The organism is Pseudomonas sp. GL_117 (assembly GCF_057835125.1).
This window is the reverse complement of record NZ_CM174418.1, coordinates 4,508,886-4,530,886: the sequence shown is the minus strand read 5'-3', so window position 1 is coordinate 4,530,886 and position 22,001 is coordinate 4,508,886. Positions and strand designations below refer to the sequence as shown.

Below are 22,001 nucleotides of genomic sequence, written 5' to 3'. Positions count from 1 at the left end.
TCTCCGGGTTCAGGCCTTTATAGGGCCAGTCACAAGAGCTTAGTCAGATTAGGCAAGCGTGCCGGATGCAATTTCCCCCTTGCTCCGCTAGCATTACCGGCTTCTGTTTCCCAGTTGCGACGGTTTTCGATGAGTTATCAGGTTCTTGCACGTAAATGGCGTCCGCGCTCGTTCCGCGAAATGGTCGGCCAGACCCATGTGCTCAAGGCTCTGATCAATGCCTTGGACAGCCAGCGGCTGCACCACGCCTACCTGTTCACCGGCACCCGTGGGGTGGGCAAGACCACCATCGCGCGCATCATCGCCAAATGCCTGAACTGTGAAACCGGTATCACTTCGACGCCCTGCGGCACCTGCTCGGTGTGCCGGGAAATCGACGAAGGGCGTTTCGTCGACCTGATCGAGATCGACGCCGCGAGCCGCACCAAGGTCGAAGACACCCGCGAGCTGCTCGACAACGTGCAGTACGCGCCGAGCCGTGGCCGCTTCAAGGTCTACCTGATCGACGAAGTGCACATGCTGTCCAGCCACTCCTTCAACGCCTTGTTGAAAACCCTGGAAGAGCCGCCGCCCTACGTCAAATTCATCCTGGCCACTACCGATCCACAGAAACTTCCTGCAACGATTCTGTCGCGGTGCCTGCAGTTCTCCCTGAAAAACATGACCCCCGAGCGGGTGGTCGAGCATTTGACCCACGTGCTGGGTGTCGAGAACGTGCCGTTCGAAGACGACGCACTGTGGCTGCTCGGCCGCGCCGCCGATGGCTCGATGCGGGATGCCATGAGCCTCACCGACCAGGCCATTGCCTTTGGTGAAGGCAAGGTCATGGCCGCCGATGTGCGCGCCATGCTCGGCACCCTCGACCATGGCCAGGTTTTCGACGTGCTGCACGCATTGATCGAAGGCGACGCCAAGGCGCTGCTCGAAGCCGTGCGTCATCTGTCGGAGCAAGGCCCGGACTGGAACGGCGTGCTTTCGGAAATCCTCAACGTGCTGCATCGCGTCGCCATCGCCCAGGCCCTGCCCGAGGGGGTCGACAACGGCCATGGCGACCGCGACCGCGTGCTGGCCCTGGCCCAGGCGTTGCCGGCCGAAGACGTGCAGTTCTACTACCAGATGGGCCTGATCGGCCGCCGGGACTTGCCCCTGGCACCGGACCCGCGTGGCGGCTTCGAGATGGTCCTGCTGCGCATGCTGGCCTTCCGGCCTGCTGATTCGACCGATGCGCCGAGACAGCCGCTAAAGCCAGTGGGGATCAGCCAGGCCACAGTTGATTCCGCCAAACCAGTGGCTGGCGCGGCGGTGGTTGCGCCAGTGGCTGCTGCGCCGGTTCCCGCGCCAGCGCCTGAACCGGTGCCTGTGGCAGAGCCCGAGCCCGAGCCCGAGCCTGCACCCGTTGTCGAGCCGCAAGCTGTCGTCGACCTGCCGTGGAACGACCCGGTAGACGCCGAGGCCGAGGCCGAAGTCGAGCAGCAACCCGTCGTGGAGCCCGTGCTGGAAACCACCGGCGAGCAGCCCGAGCTGACGCCGATGCCTACGCCGACCCCGGACAGCGTTGTGTTGGACGCTCCGGAGTGGGTGTCCGCGCCGGTGCCCGAGCCCACCGTCGCCCAGGTGGAGGCGTCCGTTCCCGGCATCGACCTCGACGACGAGCCGCCGCTGGACGAAGACTACATCGAGCCGGACATGGATTCGGCCTACAGCTACCTGGACGATCTGGCCAGCGAACACACCGCCGAGCCGGCCCCCGAGCCCGAGGCTGAGCCAGCTGCGGCGCCGGCCACCGGCCTGGCCTTGCAATGGCTGGAATTGTTCCCGAAACTGCCGATCTCTGGCATGACCGGCAGCATCGCCGCCAACTGCACATTGATCTCCATCGAAGGCGACCACTGGCTGTTGCACCTGGACCCGGCCCACAGCGCCCTGTTCAACGCCACCCAGCAACGTCGCCTGAATGACGCGCTGAACCAGTACCATGAGCGCACGCTGACCATCGCCATCGAGCTGATCAAGCCCGAGCAGGAAACCCCGGCCCAGGCCGCGACCCGTCGGCGAATCAACCGCCAGCGTGAGGCCGAGGACTCGATCCACGGCGATCCGCTCATCCAGCAAATGATGCAACAGTTCGGGGCGGTCGTCCGTCACGATACTATTGAACCTGTCGAAGCCCCGGTGCCCCAAGCGTCATGAAACCGGGCTACTAATTGATCCACGTACTTTTGAGGTGATTCCCATGATGAAAGGTGGCATGGCCGGCCTGATGAAGCAGGCGCAGCAGATGCAGGAAAAAATGGCCAAGATGCAGGAAGAACTGGCCAACGCCGAAGTCACCGGTAAAGCCGGTGGCGATATGGTCAGCGTGGTGATGACCGGTCGTCACGACATCAAGCGCGTGAGCATCGACCCGAGCGTATTGCCAGGTGTCGGCGAAGACGACCTGGAAATGCTCGAAGCGCTGTTCGCCGCGGCCGTCAACGACGCCGTGCGCAAGATCGAAGCCAACAGCCAGGAAAAAATGGGCGGTGTGACCGCGGGCATGCAACTGCCACCGGGCATGAAGCTGCCGTTCTGATCGGCGATCGTTAGCTAGACTCCAATGCCAGGCCTTGTGCCTGGCATTTTTGTTTGTGTCGATCCGATCGAACCCAGGCACCCCCAATACGGTCTGCACCCTATACCGATGGATTCGCGAAAGGAGCCCCAGATGCCACAACAACCCATTCTGAACCAGCGCATTGTGCTGGTCTCACGCCCCGTGGGCGCGCCGACCCCGGAAAACTTCCGCATGGAGCGCGTGGCCTTGCCGGAGCTGGCAGACGGCCAAGTCTTGCTGAAGACGCTGTACCTGTCCCTCGACCCTTACATGCGCGGACGTATGAGCGACGCGCCGTCCTACGCCGCGCCGGTGGAAATCGACGAGGTGATGACCGGTGGTGCTGTCAGCCGTATCGAACAGTCGCGCAACCCGAAATTCGAGGTGGGTGATCTGGTGGTCGGTGCCACGGGCTGGCAGAGCCATGGCATTTCCGACGGGCGCAATCTGATCCCGGTGCCCAATGGGCTCCCCAGCCCCTCCATGGCCTTGGGGGTCCTCGGCATGCCGGGCATGACCGCCTACATGGGCCTGATGGACATCGGCCAGCCCAAGGCCGGCGAAACCCTGGTGGTGGCAGCCGCGTCCGGTGCGGTGGGTTCGGTGGTAGGGCAGGTGGCCAAGCTCAAGGGCTTGCGTGTGGTCGGGATTGCCGGTGGCGCCGACAAATGCCGTTATGTGGTGGATGAGCTGGGTTTTGATGCGTGCATCGACCACAAAAGCGAGGCGTTCGCCGATGAACTGGCGCAAGCCTGCTTCAAAGGCGTGGACATTTACTTCGAAAACGTCGGCGGCAAAGTCTTCGATGCGGTGCTGCCGCTGCTCAACCCCAAGGCACGCATCCCGCTGTGCGGGCTGATCGCCGGCTACAACGTCCATCAGCCGCCCACGGGCCCCGACCGCTTGCCTGCGCTGCAACGCACCTTGCTGACCAAGCGCGTGCGTATCCAGGGTTTTATCGTGTTTGACGACTACGGCGACCGCCAGCCCGAATTCCTCAGCGCGATGGCGCCGTGGGTGCGGGATGGCAAGATCAAGTTCCGCGAAGACGTAGTCGACGGCCTGGAGCAGGCGCCTGAAGCCTTTATCGGTTTGCTCGAAGGACGCAACTTCGGCAAGTTGGTGGTGCGCGTCGCACAGGATTGAGCATTTGACGCTAATCCGGGGCGCGGGTATAAACCGCGTCTCGTCGTTTTGTCGGACCCTTCGCCCATGAGCTTCAGCCCCCTGATTCGCCAACTGATCGACGCCCTGCGCACCTTGCCCGGCGTCGGCCAGAAAACCGCCCAGCGCATGGCGCTGCAACTGCTGGAGCGTGATCGCAGCGGCGGTACCCGGTTGGCCCAGGCCCTGAGCCAGGCCATGACCGGCGTAGGCCACTGCCGCCTGTGCCGCACCCTCACCGAAGAAGACCTCTGCCCGCAATGCGCCGACCCGCGCCGCGACGACACGCTGCTGTGCGTGGTGGAAGGGCCGATGGATGTGTACGCGGTGGAGCAGACCGGCTATCGCGGGCGCTACTTTGTGCTCAAGGGCCACCTGTCGCCGCTGGACGGCCTTGGGCCGGAAGCGATCGGCATTCCGCAACTGGTGGCGCGCATTGAAGAGCAGGGCACCTTTACCGAGGTGATCCTGGCCACCAACCCGACAGTGGAAGGTGAGGCGACGGCGCATTACATCGCGCAACTGCTGACCAACAAAGGCCTGATCACCTCGCGCATCGCCCATGGCGTGCCGCTGGGTGGGGAGTTGGAGTTGGTGGACGGCGGCACGCTGGCGCACTCCTTTGCAGGTCGCAAGCCGATCGCGCTCTAAGCCACATTGCAAAACTAAATGTGGGAGCGGGCTTGCTCGCGAATACAGTGTGTCAGTCGCCAGATTTATTGACTGATTCACCGCGTTCGCGAGCAAGCCCGCTCCCACACAGAGCTGCTCCCACATTGGTTTTGTGTTGAGGGTGAGGTTTGCGCCCGGCTTGCTAACCAAGCAAGCGCTTGGTAATTTCCCTCCACCTCACCGTGGAGCTTGCCGATGTCTGCCTATCAGGACTACTTCGACCCCAGCCACCAGTTGATCCGCGACAGCGTGCGCCGTTTCGTCGAGCGCGAGATGTTGCCGGGCATCGAGCAGTGGGAGGAGGCCGAGAGCTTTCCCCGTGAGCTGTACCTCAAGGCCGGTGCGGCGGGGATCCTGGGGATTGGCTACCCGGAAGACCTCGGCGGCAGTCATGCCGGAGATCTGTTTGCCAAGGTCGCGGCCAGTGAGGAATTGATGCGCTGTGGCTCTGCCGGGGTCGTGGCCGGGCTCGGTTCGTTGGATATCGGCTTGCCGCCGGTGGTCAAATGGGCGCGGCCCGAAGTGCGCGAGCGTGTGGCGCCGCAAGTACTGTCGGGCGACAAAATCATCGCCCTGGCCGTCACCGAACCGGGCGGCGGCTCCGACGTGGCCAACCTGCAAACCCGCGCCATCCGCGAGGGCGATTGCTACCGGGTCAGCGGCAGCAAGACCTTTATCACCAGCGGCGTGCGCGCCGACTTCTACACGGTCGCCGTGCGCACCGGCGGGCCGGGTTTTGGCGGCATCAGCCTGCTGCTCATCGAAAAACACACTCCGGGTTTCACCGTCGGCCAGCCCCTGAAGAAAATGGGCTGGTGGGCGTCGGACACTGCCGAATTGTTCTTCGACGATTGTCATGTGCCCGTAGGCAATCTGATCGGCGCCGAGAACATGGGGTTTGCCTGCATCATGGGCAACTTCCAGAGTGAACGCCTGGCCTTGGCCTTGATGGCCAACATGACAGCGCAGCTGGCCCTGGAGGAAAGCCTCAACTGGGCGACCCAGCGCGAGGCGTTTGGCAAGCCCATCGGCAAGTTCCAGGTGCTCAAGCATCGCCTGGCGGAAATGGCCACGGCGGTGGAAGTCTCACGGGAGTTCACCTATCGCCAGGCGGCGAAGATGGCTGCGGGCAAGAGTGTGATCAAGGAGATATCCATGGCCAAGAACCTGGCGACCGACACGGCGGACCGGGTCACTTATGACGCGGTGCAGATTCTGGGTGGGCAGGGCTATATGCGCGGCAGCCTGGTGGAGCGGCTGTATCGGGACAATCGCATCTTGTCGATTGGTGGGGGGACGCGGGAGGTGATGAACGAGATCATCAGCAAGCAGATGGGGCTTTAAGTGGCGTGTTGTTTTTTAGGGCCTCATCGCAGGCAAGCCAGCTCCCACATTTGACGGTGTTCACACATCAAAATGTGGGAGCGGGCTTGCCCGCGATGGCGTCAGCCCAGGCAACCCTTACCTTTCAGTCAGGGCAAACTGCGTCAAACAAAACGTCGGAATCCCCATATCTTCCAAACGCTGCGAGCCACCCAGCTCGGGCAAATCGATAATCGCCGCCGCTTCAAAGATCTTCGCGCCCATGCGCCGCACCAGGTTGGCCGCTGCGATCAGCGTACCGCCGGTGGCGATCAGGTCATCGAACATCAGCACCGAGTCGCCTTCGCACAGGCTGTCGGCATGCACTTCCAGGAACGCTTCGCCGTATTCGGTCTGGTAACCCTCGGCCAGCACGTCCGCCGGCAATTTGCCTTGCTTGCGGAACAGGATCAGCGGTTTGTTCAGTTGGTAGGCGATGATCGAGCCAATCAGGAAGCCGCGGGCATCCATGGCGCCGATGTGGCTGAAGTCGGCTTCGACGTAGCGGTGGGCAAAGCTGTCGGCCACCAGGCGCAGGGCGCGGGGCGACTGGAACAGGGGCGTGATGTCACGAAAGATCACCCCAGGCTTGGGGAAGTCGATGACAGGGCGGATCAGGGATTTGATGTCGAACGAATCGAAGGTCATCGTCGAAGAGTCCTGGGGCTGGAAACGGACTCGAAGTATACCTGCGGCCTCGCCGATTGGCGCGGCCACAGGTGTCTGGATCAGCCTTTCGCTTAACCTTCGAGCGAACCGCCGGCCAGTGCGCACAGTTGGATCGGGTCGAGAATGTGCACTTCCTTGCCCTCGGCCGCGATCAGTTCGTTCTGCTGGAAGCGGGTGAACACGCGGGACACGGTTTCCACCGCGAGGCCCAGGTAGTTGCCGATTTCGTTGCGTGACATGCTCAAGCGGAACTGGTTGGCCGAAAAACCACGGGCACGGAAGCGCGCGGACAAGTTGACCAGGAAGGTGGCGATGCGCTCGTCGGCGGTTTTCTTCGACAACAGCAGCATCATCTGCTGGTCGTCACGAATCTCGCGGCTCATCACACGCATCAACTGACGGCGCAGTTGCGGCAGTTGCAGGGCCAGTTCGTCCAGGCGTTCGAAGGGAATTTCGCACACCGACGTCGTCTCCAGCGCCTGGGCCGACACCGGGTGAATCTCGGTGTCCATGCCCGACAGCCCCACCAACTCGCTCGGCAGATGGAAACCGGTGATCTGCTCTTCGCCGCTGTCGCTCAGGCTGAACGTCTTCAAGGCACCCGAACGTACTGCATAAACGGAATCGAACCCGTCGCCCTGGCGAAACAGGAACTCGCCTTTTTTCAGCGGGCGGCCACGTTTTACGATGTCGTCCAACGCATCCATGTCTTCCAAATTCAGCGAAAGTGGCAAGCAGAGGGGGGCCAGGCTGCAATCCTTGCAATGAGCCTGGCTGTGAGCGCGCAGTTTTACTGGCTCGGACATTTATTAAATCCTTGTGGGGAAACACACATAAGACGTAAGGGTAACGCACTGGGGGGCAAGGAGGCCAGCCTGTACAAAAAACCGGCAAAGGTATAAAGCTTTTTGTATCGAGGCCGATACAAGGACGTGTTTTTACGAGCAGGAGCTCAGCCCATGATTGTTTTCGCGGTCAATAACCCCCAGCTCCGCGTGCCGACGGTGCCGGACGCGCAGCCGGCCGCTGCGGTCGAGGATAAGGACACCGCCGCGTTGCCAGCGGCCGAAGGCGTCAAGGTGACGATTTCCTCGGATGCATTCAAGGCGGCTGCGGCAAAAAGCCCCGATTCGGACATCGACGACAGCGGCCTGGACGATAACGTCAAACAGATCCTGAAGATGATCCGCCAGATCAAGCAGCAGCTCGAGGAAAAGATGGCCGAGCTGCAAGCCATCGCCATGGACCAAAGCCTGACGGCAGAGGAACGGCAGATGAAGACCGCCAACCTGCAAACTGCCATCAGCTCCTTGCAGGCCGGGCTCGTCACCGCCCAGGTGTCCCTGGCCAAGGCGATGAAAGGCATGAGCTCGGAAGACGTCGGAAAAGTCCTCGCGTTGTCGAGTTGATCAGATCACCCGGGAGAACCGCTGCCGGTTCTGGTGCTCCAGGTACGCATCGAACACCATGCACACCGACCGCACCAACAACCGCCCGGCTGGCAACACCCGGATGCCCTGGGCATCGAGTTCGATCAGGCCGTCTGCCGCCATGGCTTCGAGTTGCGGCCAGATCTCGTCGAAATAGCCGCGAAAATCGATATTGAAGGTCTGTTCGACCTTGTCGAATGCCAGGCTGAAATTGCAGATCAACTGCTGGATCACTTCCCGCCGCAAACGATCGTCCGTGGTGCACACCAAGCCACGGCTGGTGGCCAGTTGCGCGCCGGCCAGGGTGTTCTGGTAGGCGTTGAGGTCGCTGCTGTTCTGGCAATACAGGTCGCCGATCTGGCTGATGGCCGACACGCCCAGGCCGATCAGGTCGCAATGGCCGTGGGTGGTGTAGCCCTGGAAGTTGCGTTGCAGGGTGCCTTCTTCCTGGGCGATGGCCAATTCGTCATCCGGCAGGGCGAAGTGGTCCATGCCGATGTAGCGATAGCCGGCCTGGGTCAGTTGCTCGATGGTGGTTTGCAGCATCAGCAGTTTTTCCGCCGGGGAGGGCAGGTCGTCGGTGTTGATCCGCCGCTGCGGCATGAAGCGTTCCGGCAAGTGGGCGTAGTTGAACACCGACAGGCGATCGGGTTGCAACTTGATCACTTCTTCCACGGTGCGCGCGAAGTTGATCGGCGTTTGCTTGGGCAGGCCGTAGATCAGGTCGATATTGATCGAGCGAAATTGCAGGGTGCGCGCCGCATCGATGACTGCGCGGGTTTCTTCCAGGCTTTGCAGGCGATTGACCGCGCGCTGCACCTCGGGGTCGAGGTCTTGCAAGCCGATGCTCACACGGTTGAAGCCCAGCTCACGCAGCAGGCCCATGGTGGCCCAGTCGGCTTCGCGTGGGTCGATCTCGATGCCGTAGTCGCCGGAATCGTCGCCGAGCAAATTGAAGTGGCGGCGCAGGCTGGCCATGACCTGGCGCAGTTCATCGTGGCTGAGAAACGTCGGGGTGCCGCCGCCGAAGTGCAGTTGCTCCACTGGCTGTTTCGGGTCGAGATGGCAGGCCATCAACTGGATCTCTTGCTCCAGACGCTGCAAGTAGCCTTGGGCGCGCCCGCGATCCTTGGTGATGACCTTGTTGCAGGCGCAGTAGTAGCAAATGTTCGCGCAGAATGGCACGTGCACGTACAGCGACAGCGGTCGCGCGGCCTTGCGGCTGTCGCGCAGGGCGTGGAGCAGGTCGAAGGTGCCGACCTGGCTGTCGAATTGTACGGCGGTGGGGTAGGACGTGTAGCGCGGCCCCGCCAAGTCGTAGCGATGAATCAGATCAGTGTCCCAACGAATGGCGTCGAGCATGCGGGCGTTCCCCCGGATAGGCTAATGGGCCGAGTCTAGGGGCGTTGCAGGGAGGGCACCTTGATTTGCATCAACAGGCAGCGGCGCTATGCCACAGAGCGATTCAGTGGCCCATCAACAGGTGCTGATGCGGGCCGGGCAGCGTCCAGATCCCGAAGAGCATGACCAGCACGCCACCCGCCATGCGCACGCTGCGCTTGCGCAATAACGCGGTCACCCGCTCCGCCGCCAGCCCGGTGGCCAGCAGCACCGGCCAGGTGCCCAGGCCAAACGCGAGCATCAGCACTGCGCTGTCGAGCGCATTGCCCTGGCTCGCCGCCCACAGCAAGGTGCTGTAGACCAACCCGCACGGCAACCAGCCCCACAGCGCGCCCAACAGCAACGCACGTGGCAGGCTGGACACCGGCAGCAAACGGTTGGCAATCGGCTGGATATGCCGCCACAGGCCGCGTCCGAGGCTCTCGATGCGGGTCAGGCCGCTCCACCAACCGGCCAGGTACAGCCCCATGCAGATCAGCAGCAGCCCGGCGAGCACGCGCATGAACATTGCCGCCGGGCTGTTGGCCACGGCCCAGCCCGCCAGGCCGATCAACAAACCGGCGGTGGCATAGCTGAGGATGCGCCCCAGGTTGTACGCCAGCAGCAGGCGAAAGCGGCGGCTGCGTTGTTCCTTGGGGATCGCCAGGGTCAACGCGCCCATCAGCCCGCCGCACATGCCCAGGCAATGGCCGCCGCCCAGCAGGCCGAGGATCAGCGCGGAGACCAGCAATGGCGCCAGTTCAAGCATGGGGTGGGTCTTTCGGTGGTTGTTCGGGGTGGTTGGCTTCGTCGACGGCGGCCAGGTGGTTCGGGTCCTGATCGTCGAACAGTACGCTGTGGGCCGGGCCGTCGAGGTCGTCGTACTGGCCGCTGTCCACCGCCCAGAAGAAGATGTAGATGGCCACGCCTACCAACAGCAGCGCCGCCGGAATCATCACGTAGAGAGCTGGCATGTGTACTCCATGTTCGCGCGGCTCACGCCGGCAGCGGACGGGTGACTAAAGGGGCGTTGGCGGCCGGCGCGCTCGGTTGACGAGTCAGGCGCAGGGCGTTGAGCACCACGGTCAATGAACTGAGGGACATGCCGACCGCAGCCCAAATCGGTGTGATCCAACCCAGGGCGGCAAACGGCAGCATAAGGCCATTGTACAAGCCCGCCCACAACAGGTTTTCAATGATGACCCGACGGGTGCGCCGCGCCAAGCTGAAGGCGTGCACCAGCGCGTCCAGGCGGTTGGACAGTAACACTGCATCGGCGCTGGTTTTCGCCAGGTCGGTGGCTGAACCCATGGCCACGCTGATGTCGGCGGCGGCGAGCACGGGTACATCGTTGACCCCGTCGCCGAGCATCAGCACCTTGCGGCCCTGCTGGTGCAACTGTTGCAGCATGTGCAGCTTGTCGTCGGGGCGCAGGCCGCCGTGGGCTTCGTCGATGCCCAGCTCGGCGGCGACGCTGGCGACCATCGGCGAGCTGTCCCCCGACAGCAGCAGCGTACGCCAGCCGCGGGCCTTGCACGCCGCCAAAAGCGCCGGGGCGTCGCTGCGCAAACGGTCATCGAGGACGAACCAGGCGAGGGCACCCTGGGTATCGCCCAGCAGCAGCCATTGGCCGGCTTCGTCGGGGGGCGTCGGGATCGCACAGCCGCTCAGTGCACACACAAAGGCCGGCTGGCCGATGCGCAACTGGCGCTCGCCTACGCGGCCTTCCAGGCCAAGGCCGGGGGAGCTGAGCACTTCGTCGGCGGCCAGCGGTGCGCGGCCAAAGGCGCGGGCGATCGGGTGTTCGGAGCGGTTTTCGAGGGCGGCGGCGAGGCTCAGGCAGTCGTCGCTGTTCAGTGCGCTCAACGGGCGGATCGCGCGCAGTGCCAGGCGCCCTTCGGTGAGGGTGCCGGTCTTGTCGAAAATCACCGTGTCGATCTGGTTCAGGCCTTCTAACACATGGCCGCGGGTCAGCAGCAGCCCGAGTTTGTGCAGGGTGCCGGTGGCGGCGGTGAGGGCGGTCGGCGTGGCCAGGGACAAGGCGCACGGGCAGGTGGCGACCAGCATCGCCAGCACGATCCAGAACGCCCGCGACGAATCCAGTTGCCACCACACCAGGCCGATCACGCCAGCGGCAATCAGCGAGCACAGCAGAAACCACTGCGCGGCGCGGTCGGCGATTTCGGCCAGGCGCGGCTTCTCGGCCTGGGCCCGTTCCAGCAGACGCACGATGGCGGACAGGCGGGTGTCGTGGCCCAGGGCGCGCACTTCGACGCTCAGCGCGCCTTCGACATTCAGCGTACCGGCGGTGACCGCATCGCCGACCTGGCGTGGTTGTGGCAGGTATTCGCCGGTGAGCAGGGACTCGTCGATGCTCGATTGACCGTCGAGGATCACCCCATCCGCCGGCAACACCGCGCCGGGATGCACCAGCACGCGGTCACCCACGGCCAATTCACGCAGCAGGATGCGTTCGCTCTGGCCATCGGCCTTGAGGCGCAGGCACGAGGCGGGCAACAGGTTGACCAACTGCGCGGTGGCCGCCGCCGTGCGTTCCCGCGCGCGCCGCTCCAGGTAACGGCCGGCCAGCAGGAACAGGGCAAACATGCCCACGGCATCAAAGTAGAGCTCGCCGACGCCGGTGATCGCGGTCCAGATCCCCGCCAGATAGGCCCCGCCAATTGCCAGGGACACCGACACATCCATGGTCAGGTGGCGGGTGCGCAAGTCGCGCAGGGCGCCCTTGAAGAATGGCGCGCAGCTGTAGAACACGATGGGGGTTGTCAGAAACATCGCCACCCAGCGCAGGATAACGTGCAGCTCCGCGCTCAGGTCGATGTTGAATTCCGGCCAGGTGGCCATGGTTGCCATCATCGCCTGGAACCACAGCAATCCAGCGACGCCGAGCTGGCGCAGGGCCAGGCGGTTTTCGTTGGCCAGTTGCTCGGCGGCACGGTCGGCCTGATAGGGGTGGGCGGCGTAACCGATATGGCGCAACTCGCTGAGCAATTGGCTCAACGGCAATTGCCCATCGGCCCAGCGCACGTGCAGGCGATGGTTGGACAGGTTCAGGCGCGCCTCGGCCACGGCGGGCAGGTTGCGCAGGTGTTTTTCGATCAGCCAGCCGCAGGCGGCGCAACTGATGCCTTCCATCAATAGGGTGGTTTCGGCGAGTTCGCCACTGTGGTGGACGAAGGGTTTTTGCACGTCGGCGCGGTCATACAGCGCCAGTTCGTCCACCAATTGCACCGGCAGCGCCTCAGGGTTGGCCGAGGCTTCGCTGCGGTGCTGGTAGTAGCTTTCCAGGCCACCGGCGACGATGGCTTCGGCCACCGCCTGGCAACCCGGGCAGCAGAGTTCGCGGCGTTCGCCGAGGATTTCGGCGGTGAACCGGCTGCCGGAGGGGACGGGCAGGGCGCAGTGGTAGCAAGGGGTGGTCATGGGCTGGAATCTGTAGTGGCTGTTAGGGCCTCTTCGCGAGCAAGCCCGCTCCCACATGGGATCGCGGTCTCCTGTGGGAGCGGGCTTGCTCGCGAAGCGCGAAGCGCAGGCTTATTACTTTTTCAGGTCTTCGGCACCTTGCAGCGGCTCATCCCCCAACAGCAAATCCTTGTCGTGGCTGACCTGCTCCTCTTCGAACATGCGCCAGGTGCGGTCGCCTTCCACTCCAAGCAGTTCGACGAAACGGCGGCCTTCGACCTTGTCGGTGACCTGGCCGATATAGCGGCCGGGTTCGCTGGCGCTGCGGGCCAGGTTGATCTTGCGGTCCTTCTCCGGTTGGGTCGGGGAAATCAGGTTGAGTTCCAGGTTGGCCGGGTTGCTGTTGCCGGTCAGGTGCACGTCGACTTCGCCGGTCAGCTCATCCAGGTGCACCTTGGCGCGCAGTTGCAGGGTCTGGGCCAGCAGTTCGCGGTCGAGGGAACGGTTGATGCCTTTGCCTGCCTCGTAGTAGTTGTCGTTGACCAGGTTATCCGGGTTGTTCACCGCGATGGTCACCATGGACAAGGTCAAAGTCACCGAGCAGGCCAGGATGGCAATGATGATCCAGGGCCAGAGGTGCTTGTACCAAGGGCTTGTGGCAGTCGCTACGGGCATTGTTCTGCTCTCTATTTAACTTAACGGACTTGTGGGCCAATGAACCGGCTCTTGGCTTCAATTCGCACGTCGGGGTCGTCGGCATCGGTGAGGATGAATTTGACCTCGTTGGTGCTGGACGGCAATTGCTCCGGCGCACTCGACAGCTCTACCGGCATGCTGATGATGTCGCCCGCAGCCACCTTGATCTCGCGGCGGCCTTGCAGCTTCAGGTCCGGCAGGCCGGCGGCGTCGAGCACGTAGGTGTGGTCGCGCTGGTCCTTGTTCATGATCTTCAGGCTGTAGACGTTTTCGATGCGGCCTTCGGCGTTTTCGCGGTACAGCACACGGTCCTTGCTCACGTCGAAACCGACCAGCGAACGCATGAAGAAGGCGGCGACCAGCAGGCCGATCATTGCCAGCAATACCAGCGCGTAGCCGATCAGGCGGGGGCGCAGTTTGTGGGTCTTCTGCCCGGACAGGTTGTGCTCGGTGGTGTAGCTGATCAGGCCGCGCGGGTAGTCCATCTTGTCCATGATGTTGTCGCAGGCGTCGATGCATGCGGCGCAACCGATGCATTCGATCTGCAGGCCGTCGCGGATGTCGATCCCGGTCGGGCACACCTGCACGCACATCGTGCAATCGATGCAATCGCCCAGGCCCTGGGCCTTGTAGTCGCTGCCTTTTTTACGTGGGCCGCGTAGTTCGCCACGGCGCGGGTCGTAGGAAACGATCAGGGTGTCTTTATCGAACATCACGCTCTGGAAGCGCGCGTACGGACACATGTAGATGCACACCTGCTCGCGCAGCCAGCCGGCGTTGCCGTAGGTGGCGAGGGTGAAAAAGCCAACCCAGAAATACGACCAGCCATCGGCCTGGCCGGTGAAGAAGTCGATCACCAGCTCGCGGATCGGCGAGAAGTAGCCGACAAAGGTCATGCCAGTGACAAAGCCGATCAGCAGCCACAGCGTGTGCTTGCTGAATTTGCGCAGGAACTTGTTGGCGCCCATCGGTGCCTTGTCGAGCTTGATGCGCTGGTTGCGGTCGCCTTCGGTGACCTTTTCGCACCACATGAAAATCCACGTCCACACGCTTTGCGGGCAGGTATACCCGCACCACACGCGCCCGGCGTAGACGGTGATAAAGAACAGGCCAAAGGCCGCAACGATCAGAATGCCCGAAAGCAGGATGAAGTCCTGGGGCCAGAAGGTGGCGCCAAAAATAAAGAATTTACGTTCCGGCAGGTTCCACCACACAGCCTGGTGGCCACCCCAGTTCAGCCACACGGTGCCGAAGTAGAGCAGGAACAATCCCGCGCCGCCGAGCATGCGCAGATTGCGGAACAGGCCAGTGAAGGCGCGGGTGTAGATTTTCTCTCGCGAGGCGTAGAGATCGACGGTTTTGGCAGGGGGGGTAACGTCATGTACCGGTATCTGGTCGCTCATCATTGCATCCCACGGCGGTGGAGATTTGCCTCGGTCAGTACGTGCCGGCCGGGGTCAAATTAAGGGTGTTGCAGTGGCCTAATGATACGCCCCCGATGGTGCGCAAAGGGTGCGACCTTTGGTCGCGTTGGGGGAAATCAATTGATGGTGTACGTGATCTGGATCAATTGACTTGGCAAGTATGGTCGGTTTTGGCGGGCTCGGCCTTCAAAAACCAGCGATCTGATGTGATGAAGCTGATGTGGGAGCGGGCTTGCCCGCGAATGCGGTGTATCAGTCGACACCTCTGTGCCTGGACTATCGCATTCGCGGGCAAGCCCGCTCCCACACCGGTTTTTCAGGGTTTTCAAAGGTGGTGAGCGGCGTTACTGCTCCTCAGCCTTCTTGTTGCCATGGGACAGGCTGTAAACATACGCCGCCAGCAAGTGCACCTTGTCGTTGCCTTGCAGTTGTTCCTGCGCAGGCATCTGGCCCTGACGGCCGTAACGGATGGTCTGTTGCAGTTGGGCGAAGCTCGAACCGTAGATGAACGCGCCAGGGTGAGTCAGGTCCGGCGCGCCCATGGCTGGTGTGCCTTTACCGGCCGGGCCGTGGCAGGCGACGCAGTTGGTGGCGAAGAGTTTCTCGCCGTTGGCCACGTCGGCCTTGGCGCCTTCCGGCAGTTTGCGGCCATCGAGGTTGGTCAGTACAAAACCGGCCACGTCGGCCACGCCTTGCTCGCCAATCACTTCGGCCCAGGCCGGCATGATCGCGTGGCGGCCTTTCATGATGGTTTCCTTGATCGTTGCCGGCTCGCCGCCCCAGCGCCAGTCGGCGTCGGTCAGGTTGGGGAAGCCATAGGCGCCCTTGGCATCGGAACCGTGGCACACCGAGCAGTTGGAGGCGAACAAACGGCCGCCCATCTTCAGGGCTTGCGGGTCCTTGGCCACTTCTTCAATCGGCATCGACGCGAATTTGGCGAAGATCGGCCCGAACTTGGCGTCCGACTTGGCCATTTCCTTTTCCCATTCGTGCACGCCGGTCCAGCCGGCCTGGCCGTTGGCGAAGGGGGTTTGCTTGTCGTTGTCGAGGTAGGCGTAGCCCGGCAGCAGGCCTTTCCAGTTGCCCAGGCCGGGGTACAGCGCCAGGTAACCGAGGGCGAAGATGATGGTGCCGACGAACAGCATGAACCACCATTTCGGCAGTGGGTTGTCGTATTCCTCGATGCCGTCGAACGAGTGGCCGACGGTCTCGTCGGTTTGTTCGGCGCGCTGCCCCCTGCGGGTCGACAGCAACAGCCAGGTCAGGGCGAAGATGGTTCCCAGGCTGAGGACTGTGACGTACAGACTCCAGAACGTAGTCATTCTTTGTTACTCCTAGAAGCTTGCTCGACGTGCTTGATGGCTTCGGGATCATCCGCAAAGGGCAGCATGGTCGCGTCGTCAAACTCCGACTTGCGGCGGGGGCTGAACACCCACAGCGCCAGGCCGATAAAGGCCACCATCACCACGACGGTGCCCAGGCCTCGAATCATCCCGATATCCATGAAGGTCACCGTTTGCTTTTGATGATGGTGCCAAGGCCTTGCAGGTAGGCCACCAATGCGTCCATTTCGGTCTTGCCCTTCACGGCTGCGGCTGCACCGGCGATGTCTTCGTCGGTGTAGGGCACGCCCAGGGTGCGCAAGACTTCCATCTTCTTCGCGGTGTCCTTGCCGTCGAGCTTGTTTTCCACGAGGAACGGGTACGCCGGCATTTTCGATTCAGGCACTACGTTGCGCGGGTTGTACAAGTGCGCACGCTGCCAGTCATCGGAGTAACGCCCGCCGACACGCGCCAGGTCCGGCCCGGTGCGCTTGGAGCCCCACAGGAACGGGTGGTCCCACACGCTTTCGCCGGCGACCGAGTAGTGGCCGTAGCGTTCGGTTTCGGCGCGGAACGGGCGGATCATCTGCGAGTGGCAGCCGACACAACCGTTGGCGATGTAGACGTCGCGGCCTTCCAGTTCAAGGGCGGTACGCGGCTTCATGCCTTCGACCGGCTTGTTGGTGACGTCCTGGAAAAACAGTGGAACGATCTGGGTCAGGCCGCCGATGCTCACGGCGATGACCATGAAGAAGGCCAGCAGGCCGATATTCTTCTCGACTACTTCATGCTTCATCAGTGGGCTCCCACAACGACGATCTTGGCGGCTGCTTCGGCTTCTGCAGGGTCGGAAGCACGCACGGTGCGCCAGACGTTGTAGGCCATGAACAGCATGCCGGTGGCAAAGAACGCGCCGCCCAGGGCACGGACGATGTAGCCCGGGTGGCTGGCTTGCAGGGCTTCGACGAAGGAGTAGGTGAGGGTGCCGTCATCATTGATCGCACGCCACATCAGGCCCTGGGTGATGCCGTTGACCCACATCGAGGCGATGTAGAGCACGGTGCCGATGGTGGCGAGCCAGAAGTGCGTGTTGATCAGCCCGACGCTGTGCATCTGCGCACGGCCGAAGATTTTCGGGATCATGTGGTACAGCGCGCCGATGGAGATCATCGCCACCCAACCAAGGGCGCCGGCGTGTACGTGGCCGATGGTCCAGTCGGTGTAGTGGGAGAGCGAGTTGACGGTCTTGATCGCCATCATCGGCCCTTCGAAGGTCGACATGCCGTAGAACGCCAGCGACACCACGAGGAAACGCAGGATCGGGTCGGTGCGCAATTTATGCCAGGCGCCCGACAGGGTCATCATGCCGTTGATCATGCCGCCCCAGCTGGGTGCCAGCAGGATGATCGACATCGCCATGCCCAGGGACTGCGCCCAGTCCGGCAACGCGGTGTAGTGCAAGTGGTGCGGGCCGGCCCAGATGTACAGGGTGATCAGCGCCCAGAAGTGCACGATGGACAGGCGGTACGAGTAAATAGGACGTTCGGCCTGTTTCGGCACGAAGTAGTACATCATCCCCAGGAAACCGGTGGTCAGGAAAAAACCGACCGCGTTGTGCCCGTACCACCACTGGATCATCGCGTCCGTCGCCCCGGCGTAGGCCGAGTAGGACTTGAACAGGCTGACCGGCAAGGAGGCGTGGTTGACGATGTGCAGCATCGCCGTGACCAGGATGAAGGCGCCGTAGAACCAGTTACCCACATAGATGTGCTTGGTCTTGCGCTTGGTGATGGTGCCGAAGAACACCACCGCGTAGATCACCCACACGATCGCGAGCAAAATGGCGATGGGCCATTCCAGCTCAGCGTATTCCTTGGTGGTGGTGTAGCCCAGCGGCAAGGTGATGCCGGCCCCGACGATCACCGCTTGCCATCCCCAGAAGGTGAACGCGGCGAGGCCATCGGAGATCAGTCGCGTCTGGCAGGTTCGCTGCACGACATAGTAGGAGGTGGCAAACAACGCACATCCACCGAAGGCGAAGATCACCAGGTTGGTGTGCAGCGGGCGCAGGCGACCGAAGGTCGTCCAGGGCAAGCCGAAGTTCAATTCCGGCCAGACCAGTTGCGAGGCGATGAAGACCCCGAGCCCCATGCCAAGGATCCCCCAGACCACCGTCATGATGGCGAACTGGCGGACTACCTTATAGTTATAAGCAGTCGGACTGATTGCTGTGCTCATTCTAAGGTTCCACGGTTTAGGTTTTTTTATAGGTAAAAATCGGCCGCAAGTATGTAGAAAGCGAGAGGCCAATGCAACGCAACGCTGACCTGGGTCAAGGCGTTCCACGCCAGATTCTGCGCCCTTTCCCTGTTTTGCGTAAGGATAAAATCGGAATTCAAAAGCTGATCAAGTGGACAGGAATTTTTTCGGCTCGCGACGGGAGTCGTCGCGTACGCCAGAACCGGTCCGCTGTGGGGAAGCGTAGACCCGAATGGCAAGAGGGGAAAGTTGTGCTTTGGAGGGGGTGTGACAAAAGGTCGCGAGGACGCAGCGAGTGAAAGCCCGATGTTACGTTGCTACTTTGCCAGTGCGAGCAGCAAGCGAGCCCCACAAAAAAGCCCCGCCCGGTTTACACCGGGCGGGGCTTCAAGGGTTTACGAAGTCTGGTTACTGCGCAGCCTTCTGCTCCCCATGGGACAAGCTGTAAACATACGCCGCCAACAAGTGCACCTTATCGTTGCCTTGCAGCACATCCTGCGCCGGCATCTGGCCTTGACGGCCGTGACGGATGGTCTGCTGCAACTGCGCCAGGCTGGTGCCGTAGATGAAACCGGCAGGCTCGGTCAGGTTCGGCGCACCCATGGCTTCCATGCCGTGGCCTTGCGGGCCGTGGCAGGCCACGCAGGTGGTGTTGAACGCGGCTTGGCCGGCGGCCAGGTCGGCGGTGCTGTCGGCCGGCAATGGCAGTTTGGCCAGGTCGTGACGGACATAGGCGGCCACGTTTTTCACACCGTCTTCGCCGAGGATTTCACCCCAGGCCGGCATCGCCGCGTGGCGACCGTTGAGGATGGTGGTCTTGATCGCCTCGGCCGAACCGCCCCAGCGCCAGATGTTGTCCGCCAGGTTCGGGAAACCGTATGCGCCCTTGGCGTCCGAGCCGTGGCACACCGCGCAGTTGGAGGCAAACAGGCGGCCGCCCATTTTCAACGCTTGCGGGTCTTTAGCGACTTCTTCCACGGGCATGGCTGCGAATTTGGCGAAGATCGGCCCGAACTTGGCGTCGGCCTTGGCCATTTCCTTGTCCCATTCCTTGTTCTGGGTCCAGCCGTCCTCGTAGCCTGGCAATACGCCTTTCCAGTTGCCCAGGCCCGGGTAGAGGATCAGGTAGCCGACCGCAAACACCAGGGTGCCGGCGAACAACATGAACCACCACTGGGGCAGCGGGTTGTCGTATTCCTCGATCCCGTCGAAGGCGTGGCCCATGGTCTGGTCGACGCTGCCCTTGGTCTCGCCCTTGCGGGTGCCGATCAACAGCCAGGTCAGGCCGATCAGGCTACCCAGGGTCAGTACGCAGATCCATGTACTCCAAAATAGGGTCATGGCCGGGTGCTCCTTATTGCAGGCTCTTCTTGAGCGTCGGATGGAGAGGGTTCATCGGCGAACGGCAGCAGGCGCGCCTGCTCGAATTCCGCATTGCGCCGGTTGTTGAACACCCACAGCGACAGGCCGATAAAGGCGATGGCGACGACCAGCGTGCCAAGGCCGCGGATGGTGCCCGCATCGAATTCAAATCCCATGGCTCACCTCTTGCTCTTGATGGCAGTGCCGAGCACTTGCAGGTACGAAACCAGCGCGTCCATCTCGGTCTTGCCCTTGAGGCTGGCGACTGCGCCGCTGATGTCGTCGTCGGTGTACGGCACGCCGAGGGTGCGCATCACGCTCAACTTTTTCTCGGTGTGGCTGCTGTCGACCGGGGCTGTGACCAACCACGGGTAGGCCGGCATTTTCGACTCAGGCACCACGTTGCGCGGGTTGTACAAGTGCGCGCGATGCCAGTCGTCCGAGTAGCGTGCGCCGACACGTGCCAGGTCCGGCCCGGTACGCTTGGAGCCCCACAGGAACGGGTGGTCCCACACGCTTTCGCCAGCGACCGAGTAGTGGCCGTAGCGTTCGGTTTCGGCGCGGAACGGACGGATCATCTGCGAGTGGCACTGTACGCAGCCTTCACGGATGTAGATGTCACGGCCTTCCAGTTGCAGCGCGGTGTAGGGCTTCATGCCCTCCACCGGCTTGTTGGTGACGTCCTGGAAGAACAGCGGGACGATCTGGGTCAGGCCGCCGATACTCACGGCCAGCACCATCAGCAGCATCAGGATGCCGACGTTCTTTTCAATCGTTTCGTGTTTCATCACAGACTCCTCAGGCCAGCTGCGCAGTGGTGGCGGCTTCGACAGGCTGTGGCGAACGCACGGTGCGCCACGTGTTGTAAGCCATCAGCAACATGCCGGTGAGGAATACTGCACCGCCCACCAACCGCACGATGAAGCCTGGGTGGCTGGCCACCAGGGTTTCGACGAAGGAGTAGGTCAAGGTGCCGTCTTCGTTGACCGCACGCCACATCAGGCCCTGGGCGATGCCGTTGACCCACATCGAGGCGATGTAGAGCACGGTGCCGATGGTGGCCAGCCAGAAGTGCGCGTTGATCAGGCCGAGGCTGTACATCTGCTCGCGGCCGAAGATTTTCGGGATCATGTGGTACAGCGCGCCGATGGAGATCATCGCTACCCAGCCGAGGGCACCCGCGTGTACGTGGCCGATGGTCCAGTCGGTGTAGTGGGAGAGGGCGTTCACGGTCTTGATCGCCATCATCGGGCCTTCAAACGTCGACATGCCGTAGAACGCCAGCGATACCACCAGGAAGCGCAGGATCGGGTCGCTGCGCAACTTATGCCAGGCGCCCGACAAGGTCATCATGCCGTTGATCATGCCGCCCCAGCTCGGAGCCAGCAGCACCAGCGACATCACCATGCCCAGGGACTGTGCCCAGTCCGGCAGCGCGGTGTAGTGCAAGTGGTGAGGACCGGCCCAGATGTACAGGGTGATCAGTGCCCAGAAGTGCACGATGGACAAGCGATAGGAATACACCGGACGCTCGGCCTGTTTCGGCACGAAGTAGTACATCATCCCCAGGAAACCGGCGGTGAGGAAGAAGCCTACCGCGTTGTGCCCGTACCACCACTGCACCATGGCATCCGTCGCACCACCGTAGAGGGAGTAGGACTTGGTCAGGCTGACCGGGATTTCCAGGTTGTTGACGATATGCAGGATCGCCACGGTGATGATGAACGCACCGAAGAACCAGTTACCGACATAGATATGCTTGGTGTTGCGCTTCATCACCGTGCCGAAGAACACGATGGCGTAGGCCACCCAGACGATGGTGATGAGAATGTCGATCGGCCATTCCAGCTCGGCGTATTCCTTGGAGCTGGTGTAGCCCAGCGGCAAGGTGATCGCGGCCAGCAGGATGACCAACTGCCAGCCCCAGAAGCAGAACGCGGCGATTTTCGGCGCGAACAGCTGGGTCTGGCAGGTGCGTTGCACCGAGTAGAAGGAGCTGGCGAACAGCGCGCAGCCACCGAACGCGAAGATCACCGCGTTGGTGTGCAGCGGGCGCAGGCGGCCGAAGCTGGTCCACGGCAGATCGAAGTTCAGAGCAGGCCAGACCAATTGGGCGGCGAGAAAAACCCCGAGCCCCATGCCGACGATGCCCCACACCACCGTCATAATGGCGAATTGGCGGACCACCTTGTAGTTATAGGCGGTACTTAAAGTAGTGTTCATGGTTCCCCATCCACGGTTCAACCCA

Annotated in this window: 22 protein-coding genes; 6 read left to right on the top strand and 16 right to left on the bottom strand. The window is 62.4% G+C overall.

Going from position 1 to position 22,001, the window contains the following annotated elements; translation table 11 throughout:
• Positions 1–129: 129 nt before the first annotated feature.
• From dnaX to AC3ISR_RS20500, 5 genes are all read left to right on the top strand, one after another.
• On the top strand, positions 130–2,190 hold the full coding sequence (gene dnaX / locus AC3ISR_RS20520) for a DNA polymerase III subunit gamma/tau (RefSeq protein WP_192297130.1): 2,061 nt from the start codon (positions 130–132) through the stop codon (positions 2,188–2,190).
• 43 nt (positions 2,191–2,233) lie between these two features.
• Entirely contained in the window at positions 2,234–2,572 is a 339-nt protein-coding gene (locus AC3ISR_RS20515; RefSeq protein WP_003175481.1) for a YbaB/EbfC family nucleoid-associated protein, read from the top strand.
• Between the two features lie 132 nt (positions 2,573–2,704).
• Complete coding sequence (locus tag AC3ISR_RS20510) at positions 2,705–3,739, top strand: NADP-dependent oxidoreductase (RefSeq protein ID WP_192297129.1); 1,035 nt, start codon at positions 2,705–2,707, stop codon at positions 3,737–3,739.
• 66 nt (positions 3,740–3,805) lie between these two features.
• Positions 3,806–4,408, top strand: a complete 603-nt coding sequence (recR, locus tag AC3ISR_RS20505) for a recombination mediator RecR (protein ID WP_192297128.1) — start codon at positions 3,806–3,808, stop codon at positions 4,406–4,408.
• A 216-nt stretch (positions 4,409–4,624) separates the two neighbouring features.
• Positions 4,625–5,773, top strand: coding sequence for an acyl-CoA dehydrogenase family protein (locus tag AC3ISR_RS20500; RefSeq protein WP_192297127.1), 1,149 nt, complete (start codon positions 4,625–4,627; stop codon positions 5,771–5,773).
• A 117-nt stretch (positions 5,774–5,890) separates the two neighbouring features.
• Here the strand turns inward: AC3ISR_RS20500 and AC3ISR_RS20495 are convergent, their stop codons facing one another.
• Together AC3ISR_RS20495 and fnr are read right to left on the bottom strand one after the other, a co-directional pair.
• On the bottom strand, positions 5,891–6,439 hold the full coding sequence (locus tag AC3ISR_RS20495) for an adenine phosphoribosyltransferase (RefSeq protein ID WP_192297126.1): 549 nt from the start codon (positions 6,437–6,439) through the stop codon (positions 5,891–5,893).
• 92 nt (positions 6,440–6,531) lie between these two features.
• The gene (gene fnr / locus AC3ISR_RS20490; RefSeq protein ID WP_192297125.1) at positions 6,532–7,266 is read right to left on the bottom strand and encodes a fumarate/nitrate reduction transcriptional regulator Fnr; all 735 of its coding nucleotides are present in this window, start codon (positions 7,264–7,266) and stop codon (positions 6,532–6,534) included.
• 153 nt (positions 7,267–7,419) lie between these two features.
• On the opposite strand from fnr, the gene AC3ISR_RS20485 reads away from it, so the two are divergent.
• Positions 7,420–7,869 (top strand): hypothetical protein, encoded by a 450-nt coding sequence (locus AC3ISR_RS20485; protein WP_463984217.1) that lies wholly within the window; start codon positions 7,420–7,422, stop codon positions 7,867–7,869.
• Here AC3ISR_RS20485 and hemN read toward each other — a convergent pair whose 3' ends face one another.
• From hemN to ccoN (AC3ISR_RS20415), 14 genes are all read right to left on the bottom strand, one after another.
• Positions 7,870–9,252, bottom strand: coding sequence for an oxygen-independent coproporphyrinogen III oxidase (gene hemN, locus AC3ISR_RS20480; protein WP_192297123.1), 1,383 nt, complete (start codon positions 9,250–9,252; stop codon positions 7,870–7,872).
• A 103-nt stretch (positions 9,253–9,355) separates the two neighbouring features.
• On the bottom strand, positions 9,356–10,039 hold the full coding sequence (locus AC3ISR_RS20475) for a sulfite exporter TauE/SafE family protein (RefSeq protein ID WP_226454929.1): 684 nt from the start codon (positions 10,037–10,039) through the stop codon (positions 9,356–9,358).
• Positions 10,032–10,244, bottom strand: a complete 213-nt coding sequence (gene ccoS, locus AC3ISR_RS20470; RefSeq protein ID WP_192297121.1) for a cbb3-type cytochrome oxidase assembly protein CcoS — start codon at positions 10,242–10,244, stop codon at positions 10,032–10,034. Before ccoS ends, AC3ISR_RS20475 begins: the two co-directional genes overlap by 8 nt.
• Before the next feature lie 22 nt (positions 10,245–10,266).
• On the bottom strand, positions 10,267–12,711 hold the full coding sequence (locus AC3ISR_RS20465; RefSeq protein ID WP_463984218.1) for a heavy metal translocating P-type ATPase: 2,445 nt from the start codon (positions 12,709–12,711) through the stop codon (positions 10,267–10,269).
• 114 nt (positions 12,712–12,825) lie between these two features.
• Complete coding sequence (locus AC3ISR_RS20460) at positions 12,826–13,365, bottom strand: FixH family protein (RefSeq protein ID WP_192297119.1); 540 nt, start codon at positions 13,363–13,365, stop codon at positions 12,826–12,828.
• Between the two features lie 20 nt (positions 13,366–13,385).
• A complete protein-coding gene (ccoG, locus tag AC3ISR_RS20455) occupies positions 13,386–14,789 on the bottom strand; it encodes a cytochrome c oxidase accessory protein CcoG (RefSeq protein WP_192297118.1) in 1,404 nt (467 codons plus the stop codon).
• 365 nt (positions 14,790–15,154) lie between these two features.
• Positions 15,155–16,132, bottom strand: a complete 978-nt coding sequence (gene ccoP, locus AC3ISR_RS20450) for a cytochrome-c oxidase, cbb3-type subunit III (protein ID WP_192297117.1) — start codon at positions 16,130–16,132, stop codon at positions 15,155–15,157.
• Positions 16,129–16,314: a CcoQ/FixQ family Cbb3-type cytochrome c oxidase assembly chaperone gene (locus AC3ISR_RS20445; RefSeq protein ID WP_003193169.1), complete on the bottom strand. Its 186-nt coding sequence runs from the start codon at positions 16,312–16,314 to the stop codon at positions 16,129–16,131. The genes ccoP (AC3ISR_RS20450) and AC3ISR_RS20445 overlap by 4 nt, the downstream gene beginning before the upstream one ends.
• Positions 16,315–16,319: 5 nt before the next feature.
• A complete protein-coding gene (ccoO, locus tag AC3ISR_RS20440) occupies positions 16,320–16,928 on the bottom strand; it encodes a cytochrome-c oxidase, cbb3-type subunit II (RefSeq protein ID WP_003193167.1) in 609 nt (202 codons plus the stop codon).
• Complete coding sequence (gene ccoN, locus AC3ISR_RS20435) at positions 16,928–18,370, bottom strand: cytochrome-c oxidase, cbb3-type subunit I (RefSeq protein WP_192297116.1); 1,443 nt, start codon at positions 18,368–18,370, stop codon at positions 16,928–16,930. Before ccoN (AC3ISR_RS20435) ends, ccoO (AC3ISR_RS20440) begins: the two co-directional genes overlap by 1 nt.
• Positions 18,371–18,799: 429 nt before the next feature.
• Positions 18,800–19,732 (bottom strand): cytochrome-c oxidase, cbb3-type subunit III, encoded by a 933-nt coding sequence (gene ccoP / locus AC3ISR_RS20430; protein WP_192297115.1) that lies wholly within the window; start codon positions 19,730–19,732, stop codon positions 18,800–18,802.
• The gene (locus tag AC3ISR_RS20425; protein WP_010208563.1) at positions 19,729–19,929 is read right to left on the bottom strand and encodes a cbb3-type cytochrome oxidase subunit 3; all 201 of its coding nucleotides are present in this window, start codon (positions 19,927–19,929) and stop codon (positions 19,729–19,731) included. Before AC3ISR_RS20425 ends, ccoP (AC3ISR_RS20430) begins: the two co-directional genes overlap by 4 nt.
• 3 nt (positions 19,930–19,932) lie before the next feature.
• Positions 19,933–20,541, bottom strand: a complete 609-nt coding sequence (gene ccoO, locus AC3ISR_RS20420; RefSeq protein WP_192297114.1) for a cytochrome-c oxidase, cbb3-type subunit II — start codon at positions 20,539–20,541, stop codon at positions 19,933–19,935.
• Between the two features lie 10 nt (positions 20,542–20,551).
• Complete coding sequence (gene ccoN / locus AC3ISR_RS20415; RefSeq protein WP_192297113.1) at positions 20,552–21,976, bottom strand: cytochrome-c oxidase, cbb3-type subunit I; 1,425 nt, start codon at positions 21,974–21,976, stop codon at positions 20,552–20,554.
• Positions 21,977–22,001: the final 25 nt, after the last annotated feature.